Raw genomic sequence first — 19,449 nt, forward strand, 5'->3', positions numbered from 1 at the left:
CTGCACCGAAGGGTTTCAGGCAAAGGCTCGTCGCCTGAACGTGCTCTTCGATTGAGAATCGGGCCGGCCGCACACGTCGGGGGGGAGGGACTGGGGCCGGCCCGATCGTCTATTCAGACACCGGCTGGGCCGATTTTCTTCCCGCAGGATTCTTCGCGCCCCACGCGGGCGGCGGCACCCACGCCTGCAATACTTTGCGGCCGATCAACTGGCAGCCGTGGGTATGCGCTAATTGCTTTGCGGCCCTTGTGAATTCCTGATTGCTTACCACGATGCTCCTGCCGCAGCCATGGTGGCGGGCGCCGGAGACGACCTGCTGGACGGCGGCGACGCCCACCGCTTTGCCGTAGCGCTTGCACTGGACCGCCACCGAGTGGCCGTCCTTTTCCGCGATCAGGTCGACGCCGTAGTCGCCGACCGGCGGCGTGAACGTCACCCGCCAGCCCGCGCGGCGCAGGCGGGCGGCCACATAGCCCTCGAACTCGACCCCGTCCATGGCGTCGACCGCCTCGAATCGGGCCCGCCCGCCGCGCGGCCATTGACGGTTGGTTGACCAGCCGACCAGCACCTCGAGCAGCAGCATGACATAGAACGCCACCAGCCCCATCCCGGGGCTGCGGTCGAGGACGCCGACGAACAGCCCGCAGGCAAGCGGGAGGACGACGAGCGCCTTGAGCACGCCTCGATGGTAGGGACCGGCAACGACAAACTGGACCTTTACCGCGAGCGCCACGCCCGACCCCGACGTGTTCGGGCAATGAACGGCATGTGAATTGTGGGCACGGAGCGACGGCTCGCTAGCGCCGGTGATGCCCCTGCCCTGACACTGTTCTGGTGACGAAACCCGCATCCTCCGAGAAGGATCACCGCCACCATTTCTGCCGCTCAGTGATCCAGTGGCTGCAGGTCGGCTACCCGAACGGCGTCCCCGGCCCGGACCGCGTGCCGCTGATGGCATTGCTGCGCAGCACACCGCTGACCGAAGACCAGATCCGCGAGGTGGTGCGCCACATCACCGCGAAGGAAGGCTCTCCGGAGACGATCGATCACCCGATCGACCGCGACGAAATCGCGGAGTTCATCTCCGACATGACGCAGTTCGACGCCGGCAAGGAAAACATCATCCGGGTGGCCGCCACGCTGGCCGCGGCCGGATGGCCACTGGCCGGCATCGACGTCAGCGAGGTCGTTCCCGACGACGAGCACGCGGAGGCGGCCGAAGTCATCGCCCGCGACTGCGCGCCCGAAGAACCGTCAGAGGTCGCCTCATAGCTTCGAGATGTCGATGACGAAGCGGTAGCGAACGTCGCTCGCCAGGACGCGCTCGTAGGCCTCGTTGATGTAATCCGGTTCGATCAGCTCGATTTCGGGCGTCACGTCGTGTTCGGCGCAGAAGTCCAGCATCTCCTGGGTTTCGGCGATCCCGCCGATGTTCGACCCGGAGAGGCTGCGCCGCGCCAGCGCCAGCGGGAACGCGCCCACCTCCATGGGGTGCTCGGGAATGCCCAACTCGACGAGGGTGCCGTCGACGTCGAGCAGGTTGAGGTAATCGTTGAGTTTCAGGTTCGCCGAGACGGTGTTCAGGATCAGGTCGAAGCTGCCGCGCAACTTCTTGAAGGTGTCGGGGTCGGCGGTGGCGTAGTAGTGCTTGGCGCCCAGCCGCAGGCCGTCCTCCATCTTCTTCAGCGACTGCGACAGCACCGTCACCTCGGCGCCCATCGCCGCGCCCAGCTTGACTCCCATGTGCCCCAGGCCGCCGAGGCCGATGATCGCGAGTCGCGTGCCCTCGCCGGCCTTCCAGTGGCGCAGCGGCGAGAACAGCGTGATGCCCGCGCACAGCAAAGGTGCCGCCTTGTCCAGCGGCAGTGAGTCGGGGATGCGCACCACGAAGTTCTCGTCGACGACGACACCCTGGCTGTAGCCGCCCTGGGTGGACGTGCCGTCTTTGTCGATGGAGTTGTAGGTGAAGGTCGCGCCCGGCTTGCAGTACTGCTCGAGGCCGGCCTTGCAACTGCTGCACTGGCCGCAGGAGTTCACCATGCAGCCCACACCGACATGGTCGCCGACCTTGTACTTGCTGACCTCGGAGCCGACCGCGGAGACGACGCCGGCGATCTCGTGGCCGGGCACCACCGGGTAATTCGGCGTGCCCCACTCGGCCTTGACGGTGTGGATGTCGGAGTGGCAGATCCCGGCGAACTTGATGTCGATCGCTACGTCGTGCGGGCCGGGGTCACGGCGCTCGATGGTGGTCTTGGTCAACGGTTCGGTCGCCGAGGTTGCGGCGTAAGCCGAAACAGTGCTCATGGATATATCCCTCTTCAATGTGGTCGCGTCTGCAAAAAGTTTAGCTAAGGTAATGGTCCCGGGCCACCGGAGGCCGCTCGGTATCACCTTAGGACCGCGGATACCCGCGCGCCCGCGCGCTAATTGATGGGGGCGTTGACCAGGCGGAGGTCGTCGACGATGCCGCGGGCCGCGACCAAGCCCTCGCCGGTCTGCCACAGCTCGTCGTTGACGACGTAGACGCGGTTGTCGTGGTTGGCGGACAGCTTGCGCCACGGGTTGCTGTCCAGCACGGTCGCGGCGCGCTGGGCGGCCGCCGGTGACGCACACGACACGTAGACGACGTCGGCGTCGGCGGCGGACAGGTCCGGGTTCTTGGCCAGGTCGTCGTCGGTGGCGCGGATCTCGATGTACGGCTTGTCGGTGAACCGTTGGGCCGCCGGTCGGTCCACCCCGACGGCGCCCAGGACGCTGGCCGGGAAGTTGTTGGTGCCGTAGACACGGATCGTGTCGGTGGTCAGCTGCACGATGGACGCCTGAAAGTGGGACGCGTCATGCCTGGCGCCGACGTCGCTGGCCCGCTGCGAAAAGCCGTTGAGCAGCGCGTCCATCGCGGCCCCGCGCCCCGTCGCGGCGCCCACGCCGCGCAGGTTCTCTTCCCAGGCGGAACCGGGGGCGGCGGTGAACACCGTCGGGGCGATCGCGGCCAGCTGCGGATAGAGCTTGGGCGTCAACCCCTGCGAGCCCAGGATGAGGTCGGGATGGGTCGCCCCGATTGCGGCCAGGTCCGGGTTGCTGCGGGTCCCGACGCCGGGCACGCCGTGCACCGCGCTGCCCAGGTAGGCGGGCTGGCTCGACGATCCGTCCGGCAGCGCGGCGGCGACCACCCGCGATTGCAGCCCGAGCGCGCACAGGGCGTCGAGCTGATCGCCGGAGAGCACCACGATGCGCTGAGGCTCGGCGGGCACCTGCACCACGTCCGGGTTGACCCCGGCGGCGTTGTGGGCCTGCCGCGTCTTCGGTCCCGGATCGGCGGCCGCGGCATCCCGTGCACACGACTCGTCGGGGCGGCGGTCGTTTCCGAGCACGCCGACCCCGGCGATCTGGGTGGTCGGGGTGACCAGCGTCGGAGTTGGCGCCTTGGTTCCGGGCTTGCCGGATCCGCAGCCACTGCATGCGACGGCGACCGCCACCGCCAGCGCGGCGGCCGCGCGCAGGGACGCGGGTCGGGTCACGCCGAAAAGCACGCGTCAGACGCTAACACCCGCCGGCTCGCAGCCCGGCACTCCGAACCGACACGCCGCACCGCCGAGCCGTTTACGACAGTTTGTAGGACCAGCCCTGACGTCGGCATGATCGACGGTTAAGATTCATGTCAGCTCTGTTTTTGGGCCCCTGTCCTACTGTTTGGAGAAGCTGTTGACAGCCGAAGCGCCCCCCTTGGGAGAACTCGAGGCCGTTCGTCCGTACCCAGACCGGACCGGCCCCAAAGGGAACCTCGTCTACAAACTGATCACCACGACCGATCACAAGATGATCGGCATCATGTACACGGTCACCTGCTTCGTCTTCTTCTTCATCGGCGGACTGATGGCCCTGTTGATGCGCACCGAACTGGCCGCGCCGGGACTGCAGTTCCTGTCGAATGAGCAGTACAACCAGCTGTTCACGATGCACGGCACGATCATGCTGCTGCTGTACGCGACGCCGGTCGTGTTCGGGTTCGCCAACCTGGTGCTGCCGCTGCAGATCGGCGCTCCCGACGTGGCTTTCCCGCGGCTGAACGCCTTCTCGTTCTGGCTTTTCCTGTTCGGCGGTCTGACCGCGTCGGCCGGATTCATCGTCCCGGGCGGGGCCGCCGACTTCGGCTGGACGGCCTACACGCCGCTGTCCGACGCCGTCCACTCGCCCGGCGCCGGGGGAGACCTGTGGATCACGGGCCTGATCGTCGCCGGTCTGGGCACCATCCTGGGTGCAGTCAACATGATCACCACCGTGGTGTGCATGCGCGCGCCCGGCATGACGATGTTCCGGATGCCGATCTTCACCTGGAACATCCTCGTGACGTCGATCCTGATCCTGATCGCGTTCCCGATCCTGACCGCCGCGCTGTTCGGGCTGGCCGCCGATCGACATCTAGGGGCCCACGTCTACGACGCGGCCAACGGCGGGGTGCTGCTGTGGCAACACCTGTTCTGGTTCTTCGGCCATCCCGAGGTGTACATCATCGCCTTGCCGTTCTTCGGGATCATCACCGAGATCATCCCGGTGTTCTCCCGCAAGCCGGTCTTCGGTTACACGACCCTGGTTTACGCGACGCTGTCGATCGCCGCGTTGTCCGTCGCGGTGTGGGCGCACCACATGTTCGCCACCGGAGCCGTTCTGCTGCCGTTCTTTTCGTTCATGACGTATCTGATCGCGGTGCCCACCGGGATCAAGTTCTTCAACTGGATCGGCACGATGTGGAAGGGGCAACTCACTTTTGAGACCCCGATGCTGTTCTCGGTGGGCTTCCTGGTGACCTTCCTGCTGGGCGGCCTGACCGGCGTGATGCTGGCCAGCCCCCCGCTGGACTTCCACGTCACCGACACCTACTTCGTAGTCGCGCACTTCCACTACGTGCTGTTCGGCACGATCGTGTTCGCCACGTTCGCCGGCGTCTACTTCTGGTTCCCCAAGATGACGGGCCGGCTGCTCGACGAGCGGCTGGGCAAGCTGCACTTCTGGCTGACCTTCATCGGCTTCCACACCACCTTCCTGGTGCAGCACTGGCTCGGCGACATGGGCATGCCGCGCCGCTACGCCGACTACCTGCCCTCGGACGGCTTCCAGCCGTACAACGTCGCCTCGACGGTCGGCGCCTTCATCCTGGGCGCGTCGATGTTCCCGTTCGTCTGGAACGTGTTCAAGAGCTGGCGCTACGGCGAGGTGGTGACCGTCGACGACCCGTGGGGCTACGGCAACTCGCTGGAGTGGGCGACCAGTTGCCCGCCGCCGCGGCACAACTTCACCGAACTGCCCCGGATCCGTTCCGAGCGACCGGCTTTCGAGCTGCATTACCCGCACATGGTGGAGCGGCTGCGCGCCGAGGCGCACGTCGGACGCCACGCCACGGCTCTCGAATCGCCGAAGGGATTCGGTCCACGGACCGAGCCCGATCGCTCGACCCCTGAGCAGTAGCGGCTGAGTCGGGGGTGAGCACACCACCGAAGGTGTCGGTGTTGATCACCGTCACCGGAGTGGACCAACCGGGCGTCACCTCGGCCCTCTTCGAGGCGCTCTCCGGGCACGGCGTCGAGCTGCTCAACGTCGAACAGGTGGTGATTCGGCACCGACTGACCCTGGGCGTGCTGGTGTGTTGCCCCGCGGATGTCGCCGACGGCCCCGACTTGCGCCGTGACGTCGAGTCGGCCATCCGCGGGGTGGGCCTCGACGTCACCATCGAACACAGCGACGACGTGGAGATCATCCGGGAGCCGTCGACCCACACCATTTTCGTGCTGGGCCGGCCCATCACCGCCGGTGCGTTCGGCGAGGTGGCCCGGGCGGTGGCCGGCCTGGGGGTCAACATCGACCTCATCCGCGGCGTCTCCGACTACCCGGTTACCGGCCTCGAGCTCAGGGTCTCCGTGCCGCCGGGATCGGACGCCGCGCTCCGGACGGCCCTCAACCAGGTGTCCGCCGAGAAGCGTATCGACGTGGCCGTCGAGGACTACACCCTCGAGCGGCGGGCCAAGCGGCTGATCGTGTTCGACGTGGACTCGACGCTGGTACAGGGCGAGGTGATCGAGATGCTGGCCGCCCGGGCGGGCGCCGAAGGGAAGGTCGCCGCTATCACCGACGCGGCCATGCGGGGCGAGCTGGACTTCGCGCAGTCCCTCGAACAACGGGTGGCCACCCTGGCGGGCCTGCCCGCCACCGTGATCGACGAGGTCGCCAGTCAGTTGGAGCTGATGCCCGGCGCCCGGACCACGCTGCGGACGTTGCGGCGCTTGGGTTTTCACTGCGGTGTCGTGTCCGGCGGCTTCCGGGGGATCATCGAGCCGTTGGCCGAGGAGCTGATGCTGGACTACGTCGCCGCCAACGAGCTGGAGATCGTCGACGGCAAACTCACCGGGCGGGTCGCCGGCCCCATCGTCGACCGTGCCGGCAAGGCGGCGGCGCTGCGGGACTTCGCGGAGCGGGTCGGGGTCCCGATGGCGCAGACCGTGGCCGTCGGCGACGGCGCCAACGACATCGACATGCTGGCCGCGGCCGGGTTGGGGGTGGCGTTCAACGCCAAGCCGGCGTTGCGTGAGGTGGCCGACGCTTCGCTGAGCCACCCGTACCTGGACACGGTGCTCTTCCTGCTGGGCGTCACCCGCGGGGAAATCGAGGCCGCCGACGCGGTGGACGGCGAGGTCCGCAGGGTGGAGATCCCGCCCGACGCGTAGCGGCCCCGGTACGGCACGATGAGCGGGTGCCCGAAAACGGAAGTGAGGCAGCCGACCCCGATCTGCTGATCGACTTCAGGAACGTGTCGCTGCGGCGCGGCGGCCACACCCTCGTCGGGCCAGTGGATTGGGCGGTCGAACTCGACGAGCGCTGGGTCATCGTCGGCCCCAACGGGGCCGGCAAGACGTCGCTGCTGCGGATTGCCGCGGCGGCCGAGCACCCCTCGTCGGGGGTGGCCTTCGTCCTCGGCGAGCGGCTGGGCCGGGTCGACATGTCGGAGTTGCGCTCCCGGATCGGCCTCAGCTCCTCGGCCCTGGCGCAGCGGGTGCCCACCGACGAGGTCGTGCGCGACCTGGTGGTCTCGGCCGGCTACGCGGTGCTGGGCCGCTGGCGGGAGCGCTACGAGGACGTCGACTACCGCCGGGCCGTCGACATGCTGGAGAGCCTGGGCGCCGAGCACCTCGCGGACCGCAGCTACGGAACGCTGTCGGAGGGCGAGCGCAAGCGAGTGTTGATCGCCCGCGCTTTGATGACCGATCCGGAGCTGCTGCTGCTCGACGAACCGGCCGCCGGTCTGGACCTGGGTGGGCGCGAGGAGTTGGTGGCGCGGCTGGCCGACCTCGCGGCCGACCCCGACGCGCCCGCGCTGGTGCTGGTCACCCACCACGTCGAGGAGATTCCGCCCGGCTTCAGCCACTGCATGCTGCTGTCGGAAGGGGCGGTGGTCGCCGCCGGGTTGCTCACCGACGTGCTGACGGCCGAGAACCTGTCCACCGCATTCGGGCAGTCGATAGCCCTCGATGTCGTCGACGGGCGCTACTTCGCCCGCCGCGTCCGCACCCGCGCAGCCCACCGGAGGCAGCTATGACGTCACCGAACGAAGAAGCCCCACTGGTGCCGCGGCCGGCGGCGACCGTGATGCTGGTCCGCGACGACCCGGGCGGTATCGCCGTCTTCCTGATGCGCCGGCACGCCAAGATGGAGTTCGCGGCCGGGACGATGGTTTTCCCCGGCGGTGGCGTCGATGACCGCGACCGCAACGCCGACATCGCGTGGGCCGGGCCGCCGCCACAGTGGTGGGCGCAGCGGTTCGGCATCGAGCCCGACCTGGCCGAAGCGCTGGTCTGCGCGGCGGCCCGGGAGACGTTCGAGGAGTCGGGGGTGCTGTTCGCGGGGCCGGCCGGCGACCCGGACGGGATCGTCGGCGACGCCTCGTTGTACGCCGACGCCCGCCGCGCGCTCGCCGACGGCACGTTGTCGTTCGCGGATTTCCTGCGCCGGGAGAACCTCGAGCTGCGTGCCGACCTGCTCCGGCCGTGGGCCAACTGGGTCACCCCCGAAGCCGAGCGCACGCGCCGCTATGACACCTACTTCTTTGTGGGCGCCCTGCCGCACGGGCAGCGGGCCGACGGCGAGAACACCGAATCCGACCGCGCCGGCTGGACCACGCCGCAGGCCGCCATCGACGACTTCTCCGCCGGCCGCTGTTTCCTGCTGCCGCCGACGTGGACCCAGCTGGATTCGCTGGCGGGGCGGACCGTCGCGGAAGTGCTGGCCGTCGAACGGCAAATCGTCACGGTGCAGCCGCACCTGGAGATCCAGGGCGACAACTGGGTCTTCGAGTTCTTCGATTCCGACCGCTACCACCAGGCACGCGAAGCCGGCGGGATGGGGTGGCGACATTGAGCGAGTTCGTCAGCACGGTGGTCAGCGACGGCTCGCAAGACGCCGGGCTCGCCATGCTGCTGCTGTCGCGGCCGCCGACGAACGCGATGACCCGCCAGCTCTACCGGGAGATCGTCGCCGCGGCCGCCGAGCTGGGGGAGCGCGACGACGTGGCCGCGGTCATCCTGTTCGGTGGCCACGAGATTTTCTCGGCCGGTGACGACATGCCCGAGCTGCGGACGCTGACCGGGCCGGAGGCCGAGACGGCGGCCGTGGCGCGGCAGCAGGCGATCGACGCCGTCGCGCGGATCCCGAAGCCGACCGTTGCCGCGATCACCGGGTACGCGCTGGGCGCCGGGCTCACGTTGGCGCTGGCCGCCGATTGGCGCGTCAGCGGTGACAACGTGAAATTCGGCGCGACCGAGGTCCTGGCCGGCCTCATCCCCGGCGGCGACGGCATGGCCCGGCTGACCCGCGCGGCCGGGGCGAGCAAGGCCAAGGAACTGGTGTTCAGCGGCCGGTTCTTCGACGCCGAGGAGGCGCTGGAGCTGGGCCTGATCGACGAGATGGTGGCCCCCGACGACGTCTACGACGCCGCCGCGGGGTGGGCGCGCCGCTTCCTCGACGGTCCGCGCCACGCGCTGGCCGCCGCGAAGGCCGGCATCAACGACGTGTTCGAGCTGAGTCCGGCCGATCGGGCCGCCGCCGAGCGGCGGCGCTACGTCGAAGTGTTCGCCGCTGGTGGCAGCGCTGAAGACGACTCCGAATCCGGCGCCCGTTAGGCTGCCCTGCATGACGACGAGTTCGACCGATGCCGTTCCGAACCCCCATGCCACCGCCGAGCAGGTGGAAGCGGCAAGGCACGACAGCAAGCTGGCCCAGGTGCTCTACCACGATTGGGAAGCCGAATCCTACGACGAGAAGTGGTCGATCTCTTACGACCAGCGCTGCGTGGACTACGCGCGCGACTGCTTCGACGCCGCCGTGCCCGACGAGGTGCAGCGCGAGCTGCCCTACGATCGGGCCCTCGAATTAGGCTGCGGCACCGGGTTTTTCCTGCTCAACCTGATCCAGTCCGGGGTCGCACGCCGCGGATCGGTCACCGACCTTTCGCCCGGCATGGTCAAGGTCGCCACCCGAAACGGGCAGTCGCTGGGCCTGGACATCGACGGCCGGGTCGCCGACGCCGAAGGCATTCCCTACGAGGACAACACCTTCGACCTGGTCGTCGGGCACGCCGTTCTCCACCACATCCCCGACGTCGAACTGGCGCTGCGGGAGGTCGTTCGGGTGCTGCGGCCGGGCGGCCGGTTCGTGTTCGCCGGCGAGCCGACCACCGTCGGCGACACCTACGCCCGCACCTTGTCGACCCTGACCTGGCGGGTCGCCACCAACGTCACCAAGCTGCCCGGTCTGGACGGCTGGCGGCGACCGCAGGCCGAACTCGACGAATCCTCCCGCGCCGCGGCGCTGGAGGCCGTCGTCGACCTACACACCTTCACGCCGGACGGCCTGGAGCGGCTGGCCGTCGATGCCGGTGCGGCCGAAGTTCAAAGCGCCACAGTGGAATTCACCGCCGCGATGCTGGGCTGGCCACTGCGCACGTTCGAATGCGCGGTGCCGCCCGGGCGGCTCGGCTGGGGCTGGGCGAAGTTCGCGTTCACCAGCTGGAAGACATTGAGTTGGCTCGATGCCAACGTCATGCGCCACCTGGCCCCGAAGGGGTGGTTCTACAACGTGATGATCACCGGGGTCAAGCCCTCCTGAGTGACGGCCTCACGTTCGGCATCGGGGACGTCCGTTACCTGCGGTCGGAATCGGGTGCCGCGGCGCTGGCGGTGGTCGCTGAACTCGAGCTGACCGATGCCACCCGGATCGCCGATATCGCCGCGGCGCGCACCCGATTCGGCGACCGGGCGGCGGTGCTGGTGGAAACGACGTTGCTGCGGCGGCGGGCCGCCGAGAAATTCAGCGGACTGGGTCCCGAAATCCCGGTGTCAGAATGGCTTTTCACCGACGAGGCGCTGCAGCAGGCCACCGCGGCCCCGGTGGCTTTGCACCGCGCCGCGCGGCTCGCCGAGGCGGGAGTCGTCGTGCACGACGCGACCTGTTCGATCGGCACCGAGTTGGCCGCGCTGCACCGGCTCGGGGTCCGGTCGGTGGGCAGCGACCTCGATGCGGTGCGGCTGGCGATGGCCCGGCACAACCTGGGCGAGGCCGCCCACCTCTGCCGCGCCGACGCACTGGTGCCGGTGACCCGCGACGCCGCCGTGCTGGTGGACCCGGCGCGACGCGACAGCGGGCGGCGCCGCTTCCGCATCGACGACTACCGGCCGGGCCTCGGCGCCCTGGTCGACACCTATCGGGATCGCAATCTCGTCGTAAAGTGTTCGCCCGGAATAGATTTTGACGAAGTCAGCCGGCTCGGTTTCGACGGCGAGATCGAGGTGACGTCCTATCGCGGCGCGGTGCGAGAAGCGTGCCTCTGGTCGCGCGGGCTGGCGCAGGGCGGTGTCCACCGGCGGGCCAGCGTCCTCGACCGCGACGAGCAGATCACCGACACCGACCCGGACGACTGCCCGGTGCGGCCGGCCGGGCGATGGATAGTCGATCCCGACGGGGCGGTGGTCCGGGCGGGGCTGGTTCGCCACTACGCGGCGCGGCACGGGTTGTGGCAACTCGATCCCGACATCGCCTACCTGTCCGGGGATGTGCTGCCGGCGGCGGTCCGCGGCTTCGAGGTGCTCGAGCGGCTGGCGTTCGACGAGCGACGGCTCCGCCAGGCGTTGTCAGCGCTGGGCTGCGGGACGCTGGAGGTCCTGGTTCGCGGAGTGCGGGTCGACCCCGACGCGCTGCGGCGGCGGATGCGGCTGCGTGGCAGCCGGCCCCTGTCGGTGGTCATCACCCGCATCGGGTCGCGGGCCGCCGGTCGCGCGACGGCGTTCGTCTGCAGGCCCTCGCGGTAGGCTGGTGGGATCGCTCTTGGAGGCGCCAGCCCCGCCTAATCTGCAAGGACAATAGAAGGATGCGTTATCTGATAGCGGCCGTTGCGCTCGCGTCGGCGGCCCTGTTGGGCTGGCCGGCCGCCGCCGCCCCACCGTCGTGCGCCAGCCTCGGCGGCACTATGGAGGACGGCCAGATGTGCCGCGTGCGCGCCACCGGCCCCACCTACATGCTCAACATGGTGTTTCCCGCCGACTATCCCGACGAGCAGGCGCTGACCGACTACATCACGCAGAACCGGGACGGTTTCGTCAACGTCGCGCAGAGCTCCGGGTCGCGCGATCAGCCCTACCAATTCGAGGCGACCACCGAGCAGCGCAGCTCCGGTCAGCCGCCGCGCAACACCCGCAGCGTGGTGCTCAAGCTCTTCCAGGACCTCGGCGGGTCGCACCCCTCCATCTGGTACAAGGCGTTCAACTACAACCTCGCGACGAAGCAGCCCATCACCTTCGACAACCTGTTCGCGCCGGGCACCAACCCGCTGGACAGCATCTTCCCGGTCGTGCAGCGCGACCTAGCACGCCAAACTCCTTTGGGCGCAACCATTTTGCCCTCGACCGGGCACGACCCGACGCACTACCAGAACTTTGCGATCACCGACGACCAGCTGATCTTCTACTTCGCCCCCGGTGAGATGCTGCCGGCGTTTGCCGGGCCGGTCCAAGCCGAGGTGCCCCGCAACGCCATCCCGCCGCTGGCCCTCTGACACCGCTGGCGTCAGACCGGACCGGCCAGCGTCTCCATTGCCGCGGCGCCGGCCGCCAGCGCCACCTGCGCGAGGCACCCGAGCAGCGGGACGAAGAAGGCGGTGCGGCGCCGGGCGAGGCGGCGGATGGCGACCACCAGGGCGGCGACGAAGACGACGGCCCCGCCGCCGAGGCCTAAGAACATGGCGCGGTCGATCCACGCCGGGTCGCCGCACTTCCGGGAGCCGCACGGGTCGGTCCCCATGACGAAGAGGCTCAGCACGCCGATGGTGACTGCGACCAGGAAGGCGTGGACGGCGAGCAGCACGATGGTCGCGGTGCGGTCCACCGCCAGGTTGCGCTCGCTTTTTCCGGAGTAGGAGGCGACAGCGCCCCGCGTCTCGTCGTCATCGGTGGCCATGGGGTCAGTATGGCCCGGTCATGCCGGCGCGAAACCGTAAACCTGGCCGTCGCTGGTCGCGGCCACGACCCGGCGATCGGTGCCGACCGAGACCCCGACCGGATATCCGGTGGCCGTCGGAAGCGGGTAGCTGCCCTGGGTGTGACCATCGCCGGGATCGAAGACCAGCAGCGACATGCCGGGCGCGCCGTTCGCGGCCGGGGTGCTGGTGACCGTATAGCCGACGCCGGCGCCCGCCAGGCTCGACGACGACAGCGGGACGACGTCGTCGCGGCGCCACGCCTGATCCGCGTGATCGCCCGCGTCCCTGAACGCCACCAGCCGGGTGTCGGGCCCGCCGCCCGCCACGATGAGGCCGCCGGGCGTGACGGCGGGCGGCGTCTGTGCCAGGAACCCCAGCGGCGCCGACCATTTCACTTTCCCGTCACCGGCGTGAAGTGCCCACAGTCGTTGGTCGCGGCCGTTGACGTACACGGTCAACCCGTCGGCGGACAGCACGGGGCTGGCGATGACACCCTCCCCGACGGCGTCGCTGGTCCACTCCCGCGACAGCAGCGGCGTCTGCCCGGGGTGATACTTCAGCCCGACCAGCCCCGCGGCCGGGGCGCCCGGCTGCCAGACGCCCAGCACCGCCATCTGGCTGGCCGCCGAGAAGGCGGGTGCGGCGGCCACCGGGCAACCCTGGCGGGCCGGCGCGCAGTCGGCCAACCCGCGCGTCGCGTCGGTGGGATCGACGCCGTCCACCAGATCCATCGGGCTGCCGGCCACCTCGCCACGGTGCGCCTCGAAGACCAGCACCTGGCCCAGGTGCGTCACCACGAGCAGCTGCCCGTGTCCCAGAAACCGCGGCGTCGCGGGCATTCCGATCACCGGCCGCCGCCACCGCGTCCACTGCGTGACCGGGAAGGACAGGAACGCGCCGGGCTGGCCGACGTAGAGGTTGTCGAACCCGTCGAAGAGCGGGCCCGCAAACCCGCCGCCCTGGAACAGCCGCACGCACCAGCGCTGCCGGCCGTTGTGGTCGTTCTCCCACTCCATCAGCGAACAGCCGGCCGGCGTCTGCGCGTTGAGGGCCAGGTAGCCGCGCGCGCTCAGCGCCGGGCCCGCGGCCAAGCCGCCCTTGACGGAGCGCGTCCACCCCAGCGCCAGCTTGGTGGCGCCGTTGGTGCCGGTGTAGCTGCTGTTGGCGGCGTCGCCGTATTGCGCGGGCCAGCCGGCCGAGGCGGATGCCTCCACCCACGAGTCGGTGTTGGCGCAGCCGCCGAACCCCATGGTGATCCCGGCCGCCAGCAGCGCGGATGACCAACGCCGAAGCCCACGCAGCAGATGTCGGGCACGCACTTGGATTCCCCAGATCCTTTCCGCGGACGTCGGCATGGGCAGCGATCGAGTACAGGTGAGGGTAACCCGTGGAGATCACGGCGCAATTGATCGCTAGGCTGTCCGGCCATGACGAGCATGTGGGGCGCGCCGGTTCATCGCCGCTGGCGTGGATCGAACCTGCGGGACCCGCGCCAGGCCAAGTTCCTCACGCTGGCGTCGCTGAAATGGGTGTTGCGCAACCGCGCCTACACGCCCTGGTACCTGGTGCGGTATTGGCGGCTGCTCAAGTTCAAGCTCGCCAACCCGCACATCATCACCCGAGGGATGGTCTTCCTGGGCAAGGACGTGGAGATCCACGCGACGCCCGAACTCGCGCAGCTGGAGATCGGTCGCTGGGTGCACATCGGCGACAAGAACACGATCCGTGCCCACGAGGGGTCGCTGCGGTTCGGCGACAAGGTGGTGCTGGGCCGTGACAACGTCATCAACGCCTACCTCGACATCGAACTCGGCGATTCGGTCCTGATGGCCGACTGGTGCTACGTCTGCGACTTCGACCACCGCATGGACAACATCAACCTGCCGATCAAGGACCAGGGCATCGTGAAGTCACCGGTGCGGATCGGGCCCGACACCTGGGTTGGGGTGAAGGTGACGGTGCTGCGCGGCACGGCCGTCGGCCGCGGCTGCGTGTTGGGCTCGCACGCGGTGGTCCGCGGTGTCATCCCCGACTACTCGATAGCGGTCGGCGCGCCGGCCAAGGTGGTCAAGAACCGCCAGCTCGCCTGGGAGAGCTCGGCCGCCCAGCGGGCGGAACTGGCCGCCGCGCTGGCCGACATCGAGCGCAAGAAGGCTGCGCGCTAGCCGGATGGCGGTGACCCGCAGCGCCCGGCTTCGCCGCGCTCGCGATCCCCGCTAGGCGGCCGGTTCAGCGTGGTCGTCGACCTTGAAGTCGAAGTTGACGTCGCCGGCGTCGATGTTGGTGACGGTCACCGCTACGCCGTATTTGTCCTTGCCGTCGACGAGCTGGCACCGTAGCGTCGCGCCCTGCACGCCCTTCAAGTTGTCGGGGCAGGTGACCGCGTCCGGCCGTCGGCCCACCTGCTGGGTCAGCTTGTCGCTGATGATGCTGGCGACCTGGTTCCTGTCGACCGTCTCCGCCATGTCGAACTTGACGTCATTGCCGTTCACGCTCGTGACGGTCACGTTGACATTGAATGTCTGGTTCTTGACCTTCATCTCGCAATTGAGTTGCGCCCCAACCTTTGCCGGCAGATCGTTCGGGCAGGTCACCGAATCGGGTTTATTGCCCGCGGCATCGGTGAGCTTGGAGGTGATCTGGCCGGCAACGTCGCTCTTGCTGACCGTGTGCGACGAGCCCACGGAACACGAACAGGCGGTGACGCCTGCCAGCAATCCCGCTGCGGCACCGGAGGCCACCAACGTGCGAACGATGAAGTGTGTCATTAGTGCCTCCCGAGCGGCTTGACAACTGTGAATCGGCTGATAATTGCATGCCAGCTGGCTTCGGGGCAGGCGAATGAGCAAACGTTCACGCGGGCGACAATTCGTTGCTGGGCGAGGTGCGTCGGCTGGTGGCTCAGATGCTCTGGTAGCGCCGCAGCGCTTCGGCGCGCTCGGCGCCGTGGTCGACGATCGGGGCGGGGTAGTCGGCCGGCCGCTCGCCCTTGCGCAGGTGCGCGTCGTCGACCGAGCGCAGCTCGGGCACCCAGCGCCGGATGTACTCCCCGGACGGGTCGAACTTTTCGCCCTGGGTGGTCGGGTTGAACACCCGAAAGTACGGCGCGGCATCGGTACCGCAGCCCGCGCACCACTGCCACCCATGCTGGTTGTTCGCCATGTCACCGTCGACGAGCTGATCCAGGAACCACTCGGCGCCCCATTGCCAGGGCAGGTGCAGGTCTTTGACCAAGAACGATGCGACGATCATCCGCACCCGGTTGTGCATGAACCCCGTCTCGCGCAGTTGACGCATCCCCGCGTCCACCATCGGGAAGCCGGTTTCGCCGGCCTTCCACGACTCGAAGCGGCGTTTCGCGTCGGAACCCGTGTCGGTACGGATGCCGTCGAACTGGCTGTTCCAATTGCGCCAGGCGCTGGCCGGCCGGTGATGCAGCACATCGGCGTAGAAGTCGCGGAATGCCAACTCGCGCAGATAAGCCCGGGCCCCGTCGTGACGGAGGTCGAGATCGGCGACCAGGGTCCGGGGATGGATGCTGCCGAACTTCAGGTGCGCCGACATCCGGCTGGTGCCGTGCATATCGGGCCGGTTACGTTCCTCGGCATAGCGCTGTAAGCCGTTGTCCACGAACGACTTCCACTGCTTGCGGCCCGCGGCCTCGCCGCGGGCGACGTCGAGTTCGGCGCCGGGATCTGGGATTTCGGCTTGCTCGAACGGCAGCTGCGCCGGATCGAGCCAGCGCGCCGAACCGGCGCTCGATTTCGCCGGTGCCCGCCACCCGGACTCGCGCCACTGGCGCAGAAACGGAGTGAAGACCTGGTAGGGGGTGCCGTCCTTCTTGGTGACCCGGCCCGGTGACACCAGGTACGGCGATCCCGTGGCCACCAGGGGAACGGAATCCAATGCGGCACGCACCTTTTCGTCACGGCGCTTGCCGTACGGCGCGAAATCCTCGGAGATGTGCACGGCCGACGCACCGACCTCCCCGGCGATGCGCGGGATCACGTCGTCGGGCCGGCCACGGGTCACCAGTAACCGGCCATCCAGGTCGTCACGCAACTGTCGCAGCGAGTCACCCAGGAACTGGAGGCGGCGCCGGCCGGAGGAAGCCTCGAGCTTCGGATCGAGCACGAAACAGGCGAGCACTTCTCCGGCGCCGGCCGCGGCATTCAGCGCCGGATGGTCACCCAACCGTAGGTCGCGGCGAAACCACAAGAGGGTCGGCATGATCCGATGATTTCCTCAGCGGTTCAGCCGCCAAACATGGGTGGCCAGGACCGTCGCGAAGGAGCACCACAGCGGATACGCCGACAGGGCCAGTCCGGCCCGCGGGTCGGCTTGCGCCGTCCGACGCGTGAGGTCGACGCTGCTGGCCGTCAGCGCGGCGGCACCGACCGCGGAGGCGCCGAGTTTGTGGAAACGGAAGAAGAGCCAGCTCCATGCGGCGTTGAGAACAAGATTGAGCCCGAGTGCCGCGGTGTAGCGGCGCGCCTTGTCGTATTGTCCCGCCGCGCGAAACCGGTCGATGGCCACCGCGGACGTGACCGCGATGTCGCCATAAAGGGTGGTCCACGCCACCGGGAAGGCGGCGTTGGGGGGCTGGTAGGGCGGCTTGCGCAGCCGTGCGTACCAGGCGGGAACGGCCTTGGCGCTCGCGATGCTTCCGGATCCGCCGGCGACGGCCACGGCGAGGCTCGTCGCGGCCAGGGTTGACTTGTTCACTTGGCGCTCCGTTCGTGTTGATATTCGGCTTGTTCTGCAACGGTGTTGGCGGGTTTCGGTACGGCGGGCCACCAGATACGGTCGCCGATGACGGCGAACAGCGCGGGGATGACCAGTGTGCGGACCACGAAGGTGTCCAGCAGGATGCCCAGGCCGACAATGATTCCCAGCTGGGTGAGTACGATCAGCGGCAACACGCCCAGCACGCAGAAGACGGCGGCCAACACGATTCCCGCACTGGTGATGACGCCGCCAGTGGCCGACACCGCCGCGACCATCCCCGCCCGTGCGCCGCGCTGCGCGGACTCCTCGCGCGCCCGGGTGACCAGAAAGATGGTGTAGTCCACCCCGAGGGCGGCCAGAAAGAGAAAGGCGAACAGCGGCGTGCTGTTGTCCAGCGCCGGAAAGCCGAACACGTGGCTGCTGGCCCATCCGCCAAGGCCTAATGCGGCCAGTGCCCCGAGAATCGTCGCCGCGAGCAGTGTGGGCGGCGCGAGTACGGATCGCAGCAGGACATAGAGCACGACGAGGATGACCGCAAGAATCGCCGGGATCAGCAGATGCCGGTCGTGGGTTGCCGCGTTGCGGACGTCGAGTGCCTGCGCATCCGCTCCGCCCACCAGCGCCGCCGGGTCGGCGGACTTGGTCGTATCACGCAGCGCGGCAATGGTATTGAACGCCCGATCGGTGGCTGGCGGCGCATCGATCACCACCGACCACTTCGTCAGCCCGGACGCCGAGTGGCCCGAATCGATGGAGGAGATCACGTCGGGGGTCGCCTTGATGGCCTGCGGCACCCGCGAATCGGTGGGGGCGACCACGAGCGTCGGGCTGGCCAGGCCGGCCGGAAAATGCCCGGCCACAATGTCGTAACCGGTCACCGAATCCGCGTGAACCCGGAACTGCTCGGTCTGCGACAAACCGATGCGCGTGCCCAGTAGACCGGTGGCAAGGGCCGCCAGACCGGCGACCGCGACCGCCGCGACCAGCGCCGGACGCCGATTCACCCACTCCCCGATGCGATGCCAGGCACCGGAATCCGTGGTCGGGTGGTCCTCGGGGTGGGGAATGAAGGGCCAGAACAATCGACGGCCACACAGCCCCAGCAGCGGTGGCAGTATCACCAGGGCCGACACCGCGGCGACCACGAGTCCGCACGCCGCGAGCGCGCCCAGGCTGCGTGTGCTCGGCGTCGAGGCGAACAGCAAGGTGAGCAACGCCAGCACCACGGTGGCATTGCTGGCGACGATCGCGGGCCCGGCCATCCGCACCGCGCGACGCAGGGCCTCTCGGTGTTCGCTCGTGTGCCGAAGCTCCTGCCGATAGCGCGAAATCAACAGCAGCGCGTAGTTGGTGCCCGCACCGAACACCAGGACACTGGTAATTCCAGAGGTCGCCCCGTCGAAGCTCAGCCCGGTCAGCGACGCCACCGCCGTACCCACCGCCGCCGCGACCCGGTCGGCGAACCCGACCACCACCAGCGGCAGCAGCCATAGCACCGGGGAGCGATAGGTGGCGATCAGCAGGAGGGCCACCACCGAGGCCGTCACCGCGAGCAGGGTGATGTTGGCGTTGGTGAACGCGCCGGCGATGTCGGCGCCGAACGCCGGGCCGCCCGTGACGTGTGCCTGCAGCTCCGCCGGCAGGCCGGTGGAGGCGGCCTTGCGCAGGTTGGCGACCGTGTCGCTCAGGGTGAGGCCCGACAGATCGGCGCTGACCGGCACCACCCCGACGGCCGCCTTGCCGTCGGCCGACACCTGCGCCGGTGCCGCCGCCGCGGCGACGTCCGGCCGTACGGCGGCCTGCATGCGGTCGCGCGCCGCCTGTGCGGCGGTGACGTCGGCGGGGGTGAGCGCGGCACCGTCGGTGCGGCTGACGACCATGATCAATGGAACGCGGTCCCCGCCGGGAAACTGGCGAGCCAGGGCGTCGACCCTGGCGGAATCGGAAGCCGTCGGCACAGACAACGGCGCCTGGCCCGCCGCCGCATTCGCGCCGACGATCACCATGAAACCGATGCCGAGCAGCAGGGCAGCCAGCACGAACAGCCACGATCGCCGCCCCGTCAGGGCCGCGGCCAAGCCATCCCACATCACAAAGAGAAGTCTTTCAGTATGTTAAACATTAATCAACTGAAATTACGCATCGTCACGCATTAGGGCGCCGACGGCACGCAACAAGGGGCACTATGAACATTATGGATGTGA

At 68.7% G+C, this 19,449-nt stretch carries 19 protein-coding genes; 10 read left to right on the forward strand and 9 right to left on the reverse strand.

The features are described from left to right. Positions 1-109: 109 nt before the first annotated feature. The gene (locus tag A5711_RS09160; protein ID WP_231987448.1) at positions 110-679 is read right to left on the reverse strand and encodes a restriction endonuclease; all 570 of its coding nucleotides are present in this window, start codon (positions 677-679) and stop codon (positions 110-112) included. A 155-nt stretch (positions 680-834) separates the two neighbouring features. On the opposite strand from A5711_RS09160, the gene A5711_RS09165 reads away from it, so the two are divergent. Continuing rightward, positions 835-1,272 (forward strand): DUF3349 domain-containing protein, encoded by a 438-nt coding sequence (locus A5711_RS09165; RefSeq protein ID WP_067945650.1) that lies wholly within the window; start codon positions 835-837, stop codon positions 1,270-1,272. Here A5711_RS09165 and A5711_RS09170 read toward each other — a convergent pair. Both A5711_RS09170 and A5711_RS09175 read right to left on the reverse strand, forming a co-directional pair. Next, positions 1,267-2,307, reverse strand: coding sequence for an NAD(P)-dependent alcohol dehydrogenase (locus A5711_RS09170; RefSeq protein WP_067945652.1), 1,041 nt, complete (start codon positions 2,305-2,307; stop codon positions 1,267-1,269). The genes A5711_RS09165 and A5711_RS09170 overlap by 6 nt on opposite strands. A 119-nt stretch (positions 2,308-2,426) precedes the next feature. Further along, on the reverse strand, positions 2,427-3,503 hold the full coding sequence (locus A5711_RS09175) for an iron-siderophore ABC transporter substrate-binding protein (protein ID WP_156744845.1): 1,077 nt from the start codon (positions 3,501-3,503) through the stop codon (positions 2,427-2,429). Between the two features lie 202 nt (positions 3,504-3,705). Between A5711_RS09175 and ctaD the strand changes: the two genes are divergently transcribed. From ctaD to A5711_RS09215, 8 genes are read left to right on the forward strand one after another with little or no spacing between them, the layout of a single operon-like run. Beyond that, positions 3,706-5,466 (forward strand): cytochrome c oxidase subunit I, encoded by a 1,761-nt coding sequence (gene ctaD / locus A5711_RS09180; protein WP_067945728.1) that lies wholly within the window; start codon positions 3,706-3,708, stop codon positions 5,464-5,466. 14 nt (positions 5,467-5,480) lie between these two features. Then, positions 5,481-6,719 carry a phosphoserine phosphatase SerB gene (serB, locus tag A5711_RS09185; RefSeq protein ID WP_067945655.1) on the forward strand — a complete coding sequence of 413 codons (1,239 nt, stop codon included), beginning with the start codon at positions 5,481-5,483 and terminating at the stop codon, positions 6,717-6,719. 26 nt (positions 6,720-6,745) lie between these two features. Further along, the gene (locus A5711_RS09190; RefSeq protein WP_067945657.1) at positions 6,746-7,588 is read left to right on the forward strand and encodes an ABC transporter ATP-binding protein; all 843 of its coding nucleotides are present in this window, start codon (positions 6,746-6,748) and stop codon (positions 7,586-7,588) included. Then, positions 7,585-8,406 (forward strand): NUDIX domain-containing protein, encoded by an 822-nt coding sequence (locus tag A5711_RS09195; protein ID WP_067945659.1) that lies wholly within the window; start codon positions 7,585-7,587, stop codon positions 8,404-8,406. The genes A5711_RS09190 and A5711_RS09195 overlap by 4 nt, the downstream gene beginning before the upstream one ends. Then, the gene (locus tag A5711_RS09200) at positions 8,403-9,167 is read left to right on the forward strand and encodes an enoyl-CoA hydratase (RefSeq protein ID WP_067945730.1); all 765 of its coding nucleotides are present in this window, start codon (positions 8,403-8,405) and stop codon (positions 9,165-9,167) included. The genes A5711_RS09195 and A5711_RS09200 overlap by 4 nt, the downstream gene beginning before the upstream one ends. Before the next feature lie 10 nt (positions 9,168-9,177). Next, positions 9,178-10,152 (forward strand): class I SAM-dependent methyltransferase, encoded by a 975-nt coding sequence (locus A5711_RS09205; protein WP_067945661.1) that lies wholly within the window; start codon positions 9,178-9,180, stop codon positions 10,150-10,152. Next, positions 10,149-11,351 carry a class I SAM-dependent methyltransferase gene (locus A5711_RS09210; protein ID WP_197520763.1) on the forward strand — a complete coding sequence of 401 codons (1,203 nt, stop codon included), beginning with the start codon at positions 10,149-10,151 and terminating at the stop codon, positions 11,349-11,351. Before A5711_RS09205 ends, A5711_RS09210 begins: the two co-directional genes overlap by 4 nt. 59 nt (positions 11,352-11,410) lie before the next feature. Then, positions 11,411-12,094 carry an esterase gene (locus A5711_RS09215; RefSeq protein WP_067945663.1) on the forward strand — a complete coding sequence of 228 codons (684 nt, stop codon included), beginning with the start codon at positions 11,411-11,413 and terminating at the stop codon, positions 12,092-12,094. 11 nt (positions 12,095-12,105) lie between these two features. On the opposite strand, the gene A5711_RS09220 is transcribed toward A5711_RS09215, so the two are convergent. Both A5711_RS09220 and A5711_RS09225 read right to left on the reverse strand, forming a co-directional pair. Further along, positions 12,106-12,495, reverse strand: a complete 390-nt coding sequence (locus tag A5711_RS09220; RefSeq protein ID WP_067945665.1) for a DUF6264 family protein — start codon at positions 12,493-12,495, stop codon at positions 12,106-12,108. An 18-nt stretch (positions 12,496-12,513) separates the two neighbouring features. After that, a complete protein-coding gene (locus A5711_RS09225; RefSeq protein ID WP_067945734.1) occupies positions 12,514-13,767 on the reverse strand; it encodes a PQQ-binding-like beta-propeller repeat protein in 1,254 nt (417 codons plus the stop codon). Between the two features lie 177 nt (positions 13,768-13,944). Between A5711_RS09225 and A5711_RS09230 the strand changes: the two genes are divergently transcribed. Beyond that, entirely contained in the window at positions 13,945-14,682 is a 738-nt protein-coding gene (locus A5711_RS09230) for an acyltransferase (protein WP_046186342.1), read from the forward strand. A gap of 51 nt (positions 14,683-14,733) precedes the next feature. On the opposite strand, the gene A5711_RS09235 is transcribed toward A5711_RS09230, so the two are convergent. From A5711_RS09235 to A5711_RS09250, 4 genes are all read right to left on the reverse strand, one after another. Then, positions 14,734-15,285, reverse strand: a complete 552-nt coding sequence (locus tag A5711_RS09235; RefSeq protein ID WP_067945667.1) for a DUF4333 domain-containing protein — start codon at positions 15,283-15,285, stop codon at positions 14,734-14,736. A 133-nt stretch (positions 15,286-15,418) separates the two neighbouring features. Then, positions 15,419-16,747, reverse strand: a complete 1,329-nt coding sequence (locus A5711_RS09240; RefSeq protein WP_067945669.1) for a deoxyribodipyrimidine photo-lyase — start codon at positions 16,745-16,747, stop codon at positions 15,419-15,421. A gap of 15 nt (positions 16,748-16,762) precedes the next feature. After that, positions 16,763-17,242 (reverse strand): TspO/MBR family protein, encoded by a 480-nt coding sequence (locus tag A5711_RS09245; protein WP_067945671.1) that lies wholly within the window; start codon positions 17,240-17,242, stop codon positions 16,763-16,765. Continuing rightward, positions 17,239-19,335 carry an MMPL family transporter gene (locus A5711_RS09250; RefSeq protein WP_082975689.1) on the reverse strand — a complete coding sequence of 699 codons (2,097 nt, stop codon included), beginning with the start codon at positions 19,333-19,335 and terminating at the stop codon, positions 17,239-17,241. Before A5711_RS09250 ends, A5711_RS09245 begins: the two co-directional genes overlap by 4 nt. Between the last annotated feature and the right edge of the window lie 114 nt (positions 19,336-19,449).

Origin of the sequence: Mycobacterium sp. E2238 (genome assembly GCF_001672665.1) — a bacterium.
Taxonomy (GTDB): domain Bacteria; phylum Actinomycetota; class Actinomycetes; order Mycobacteriales; family Mycobacteriaceae; genus Mycobacterium.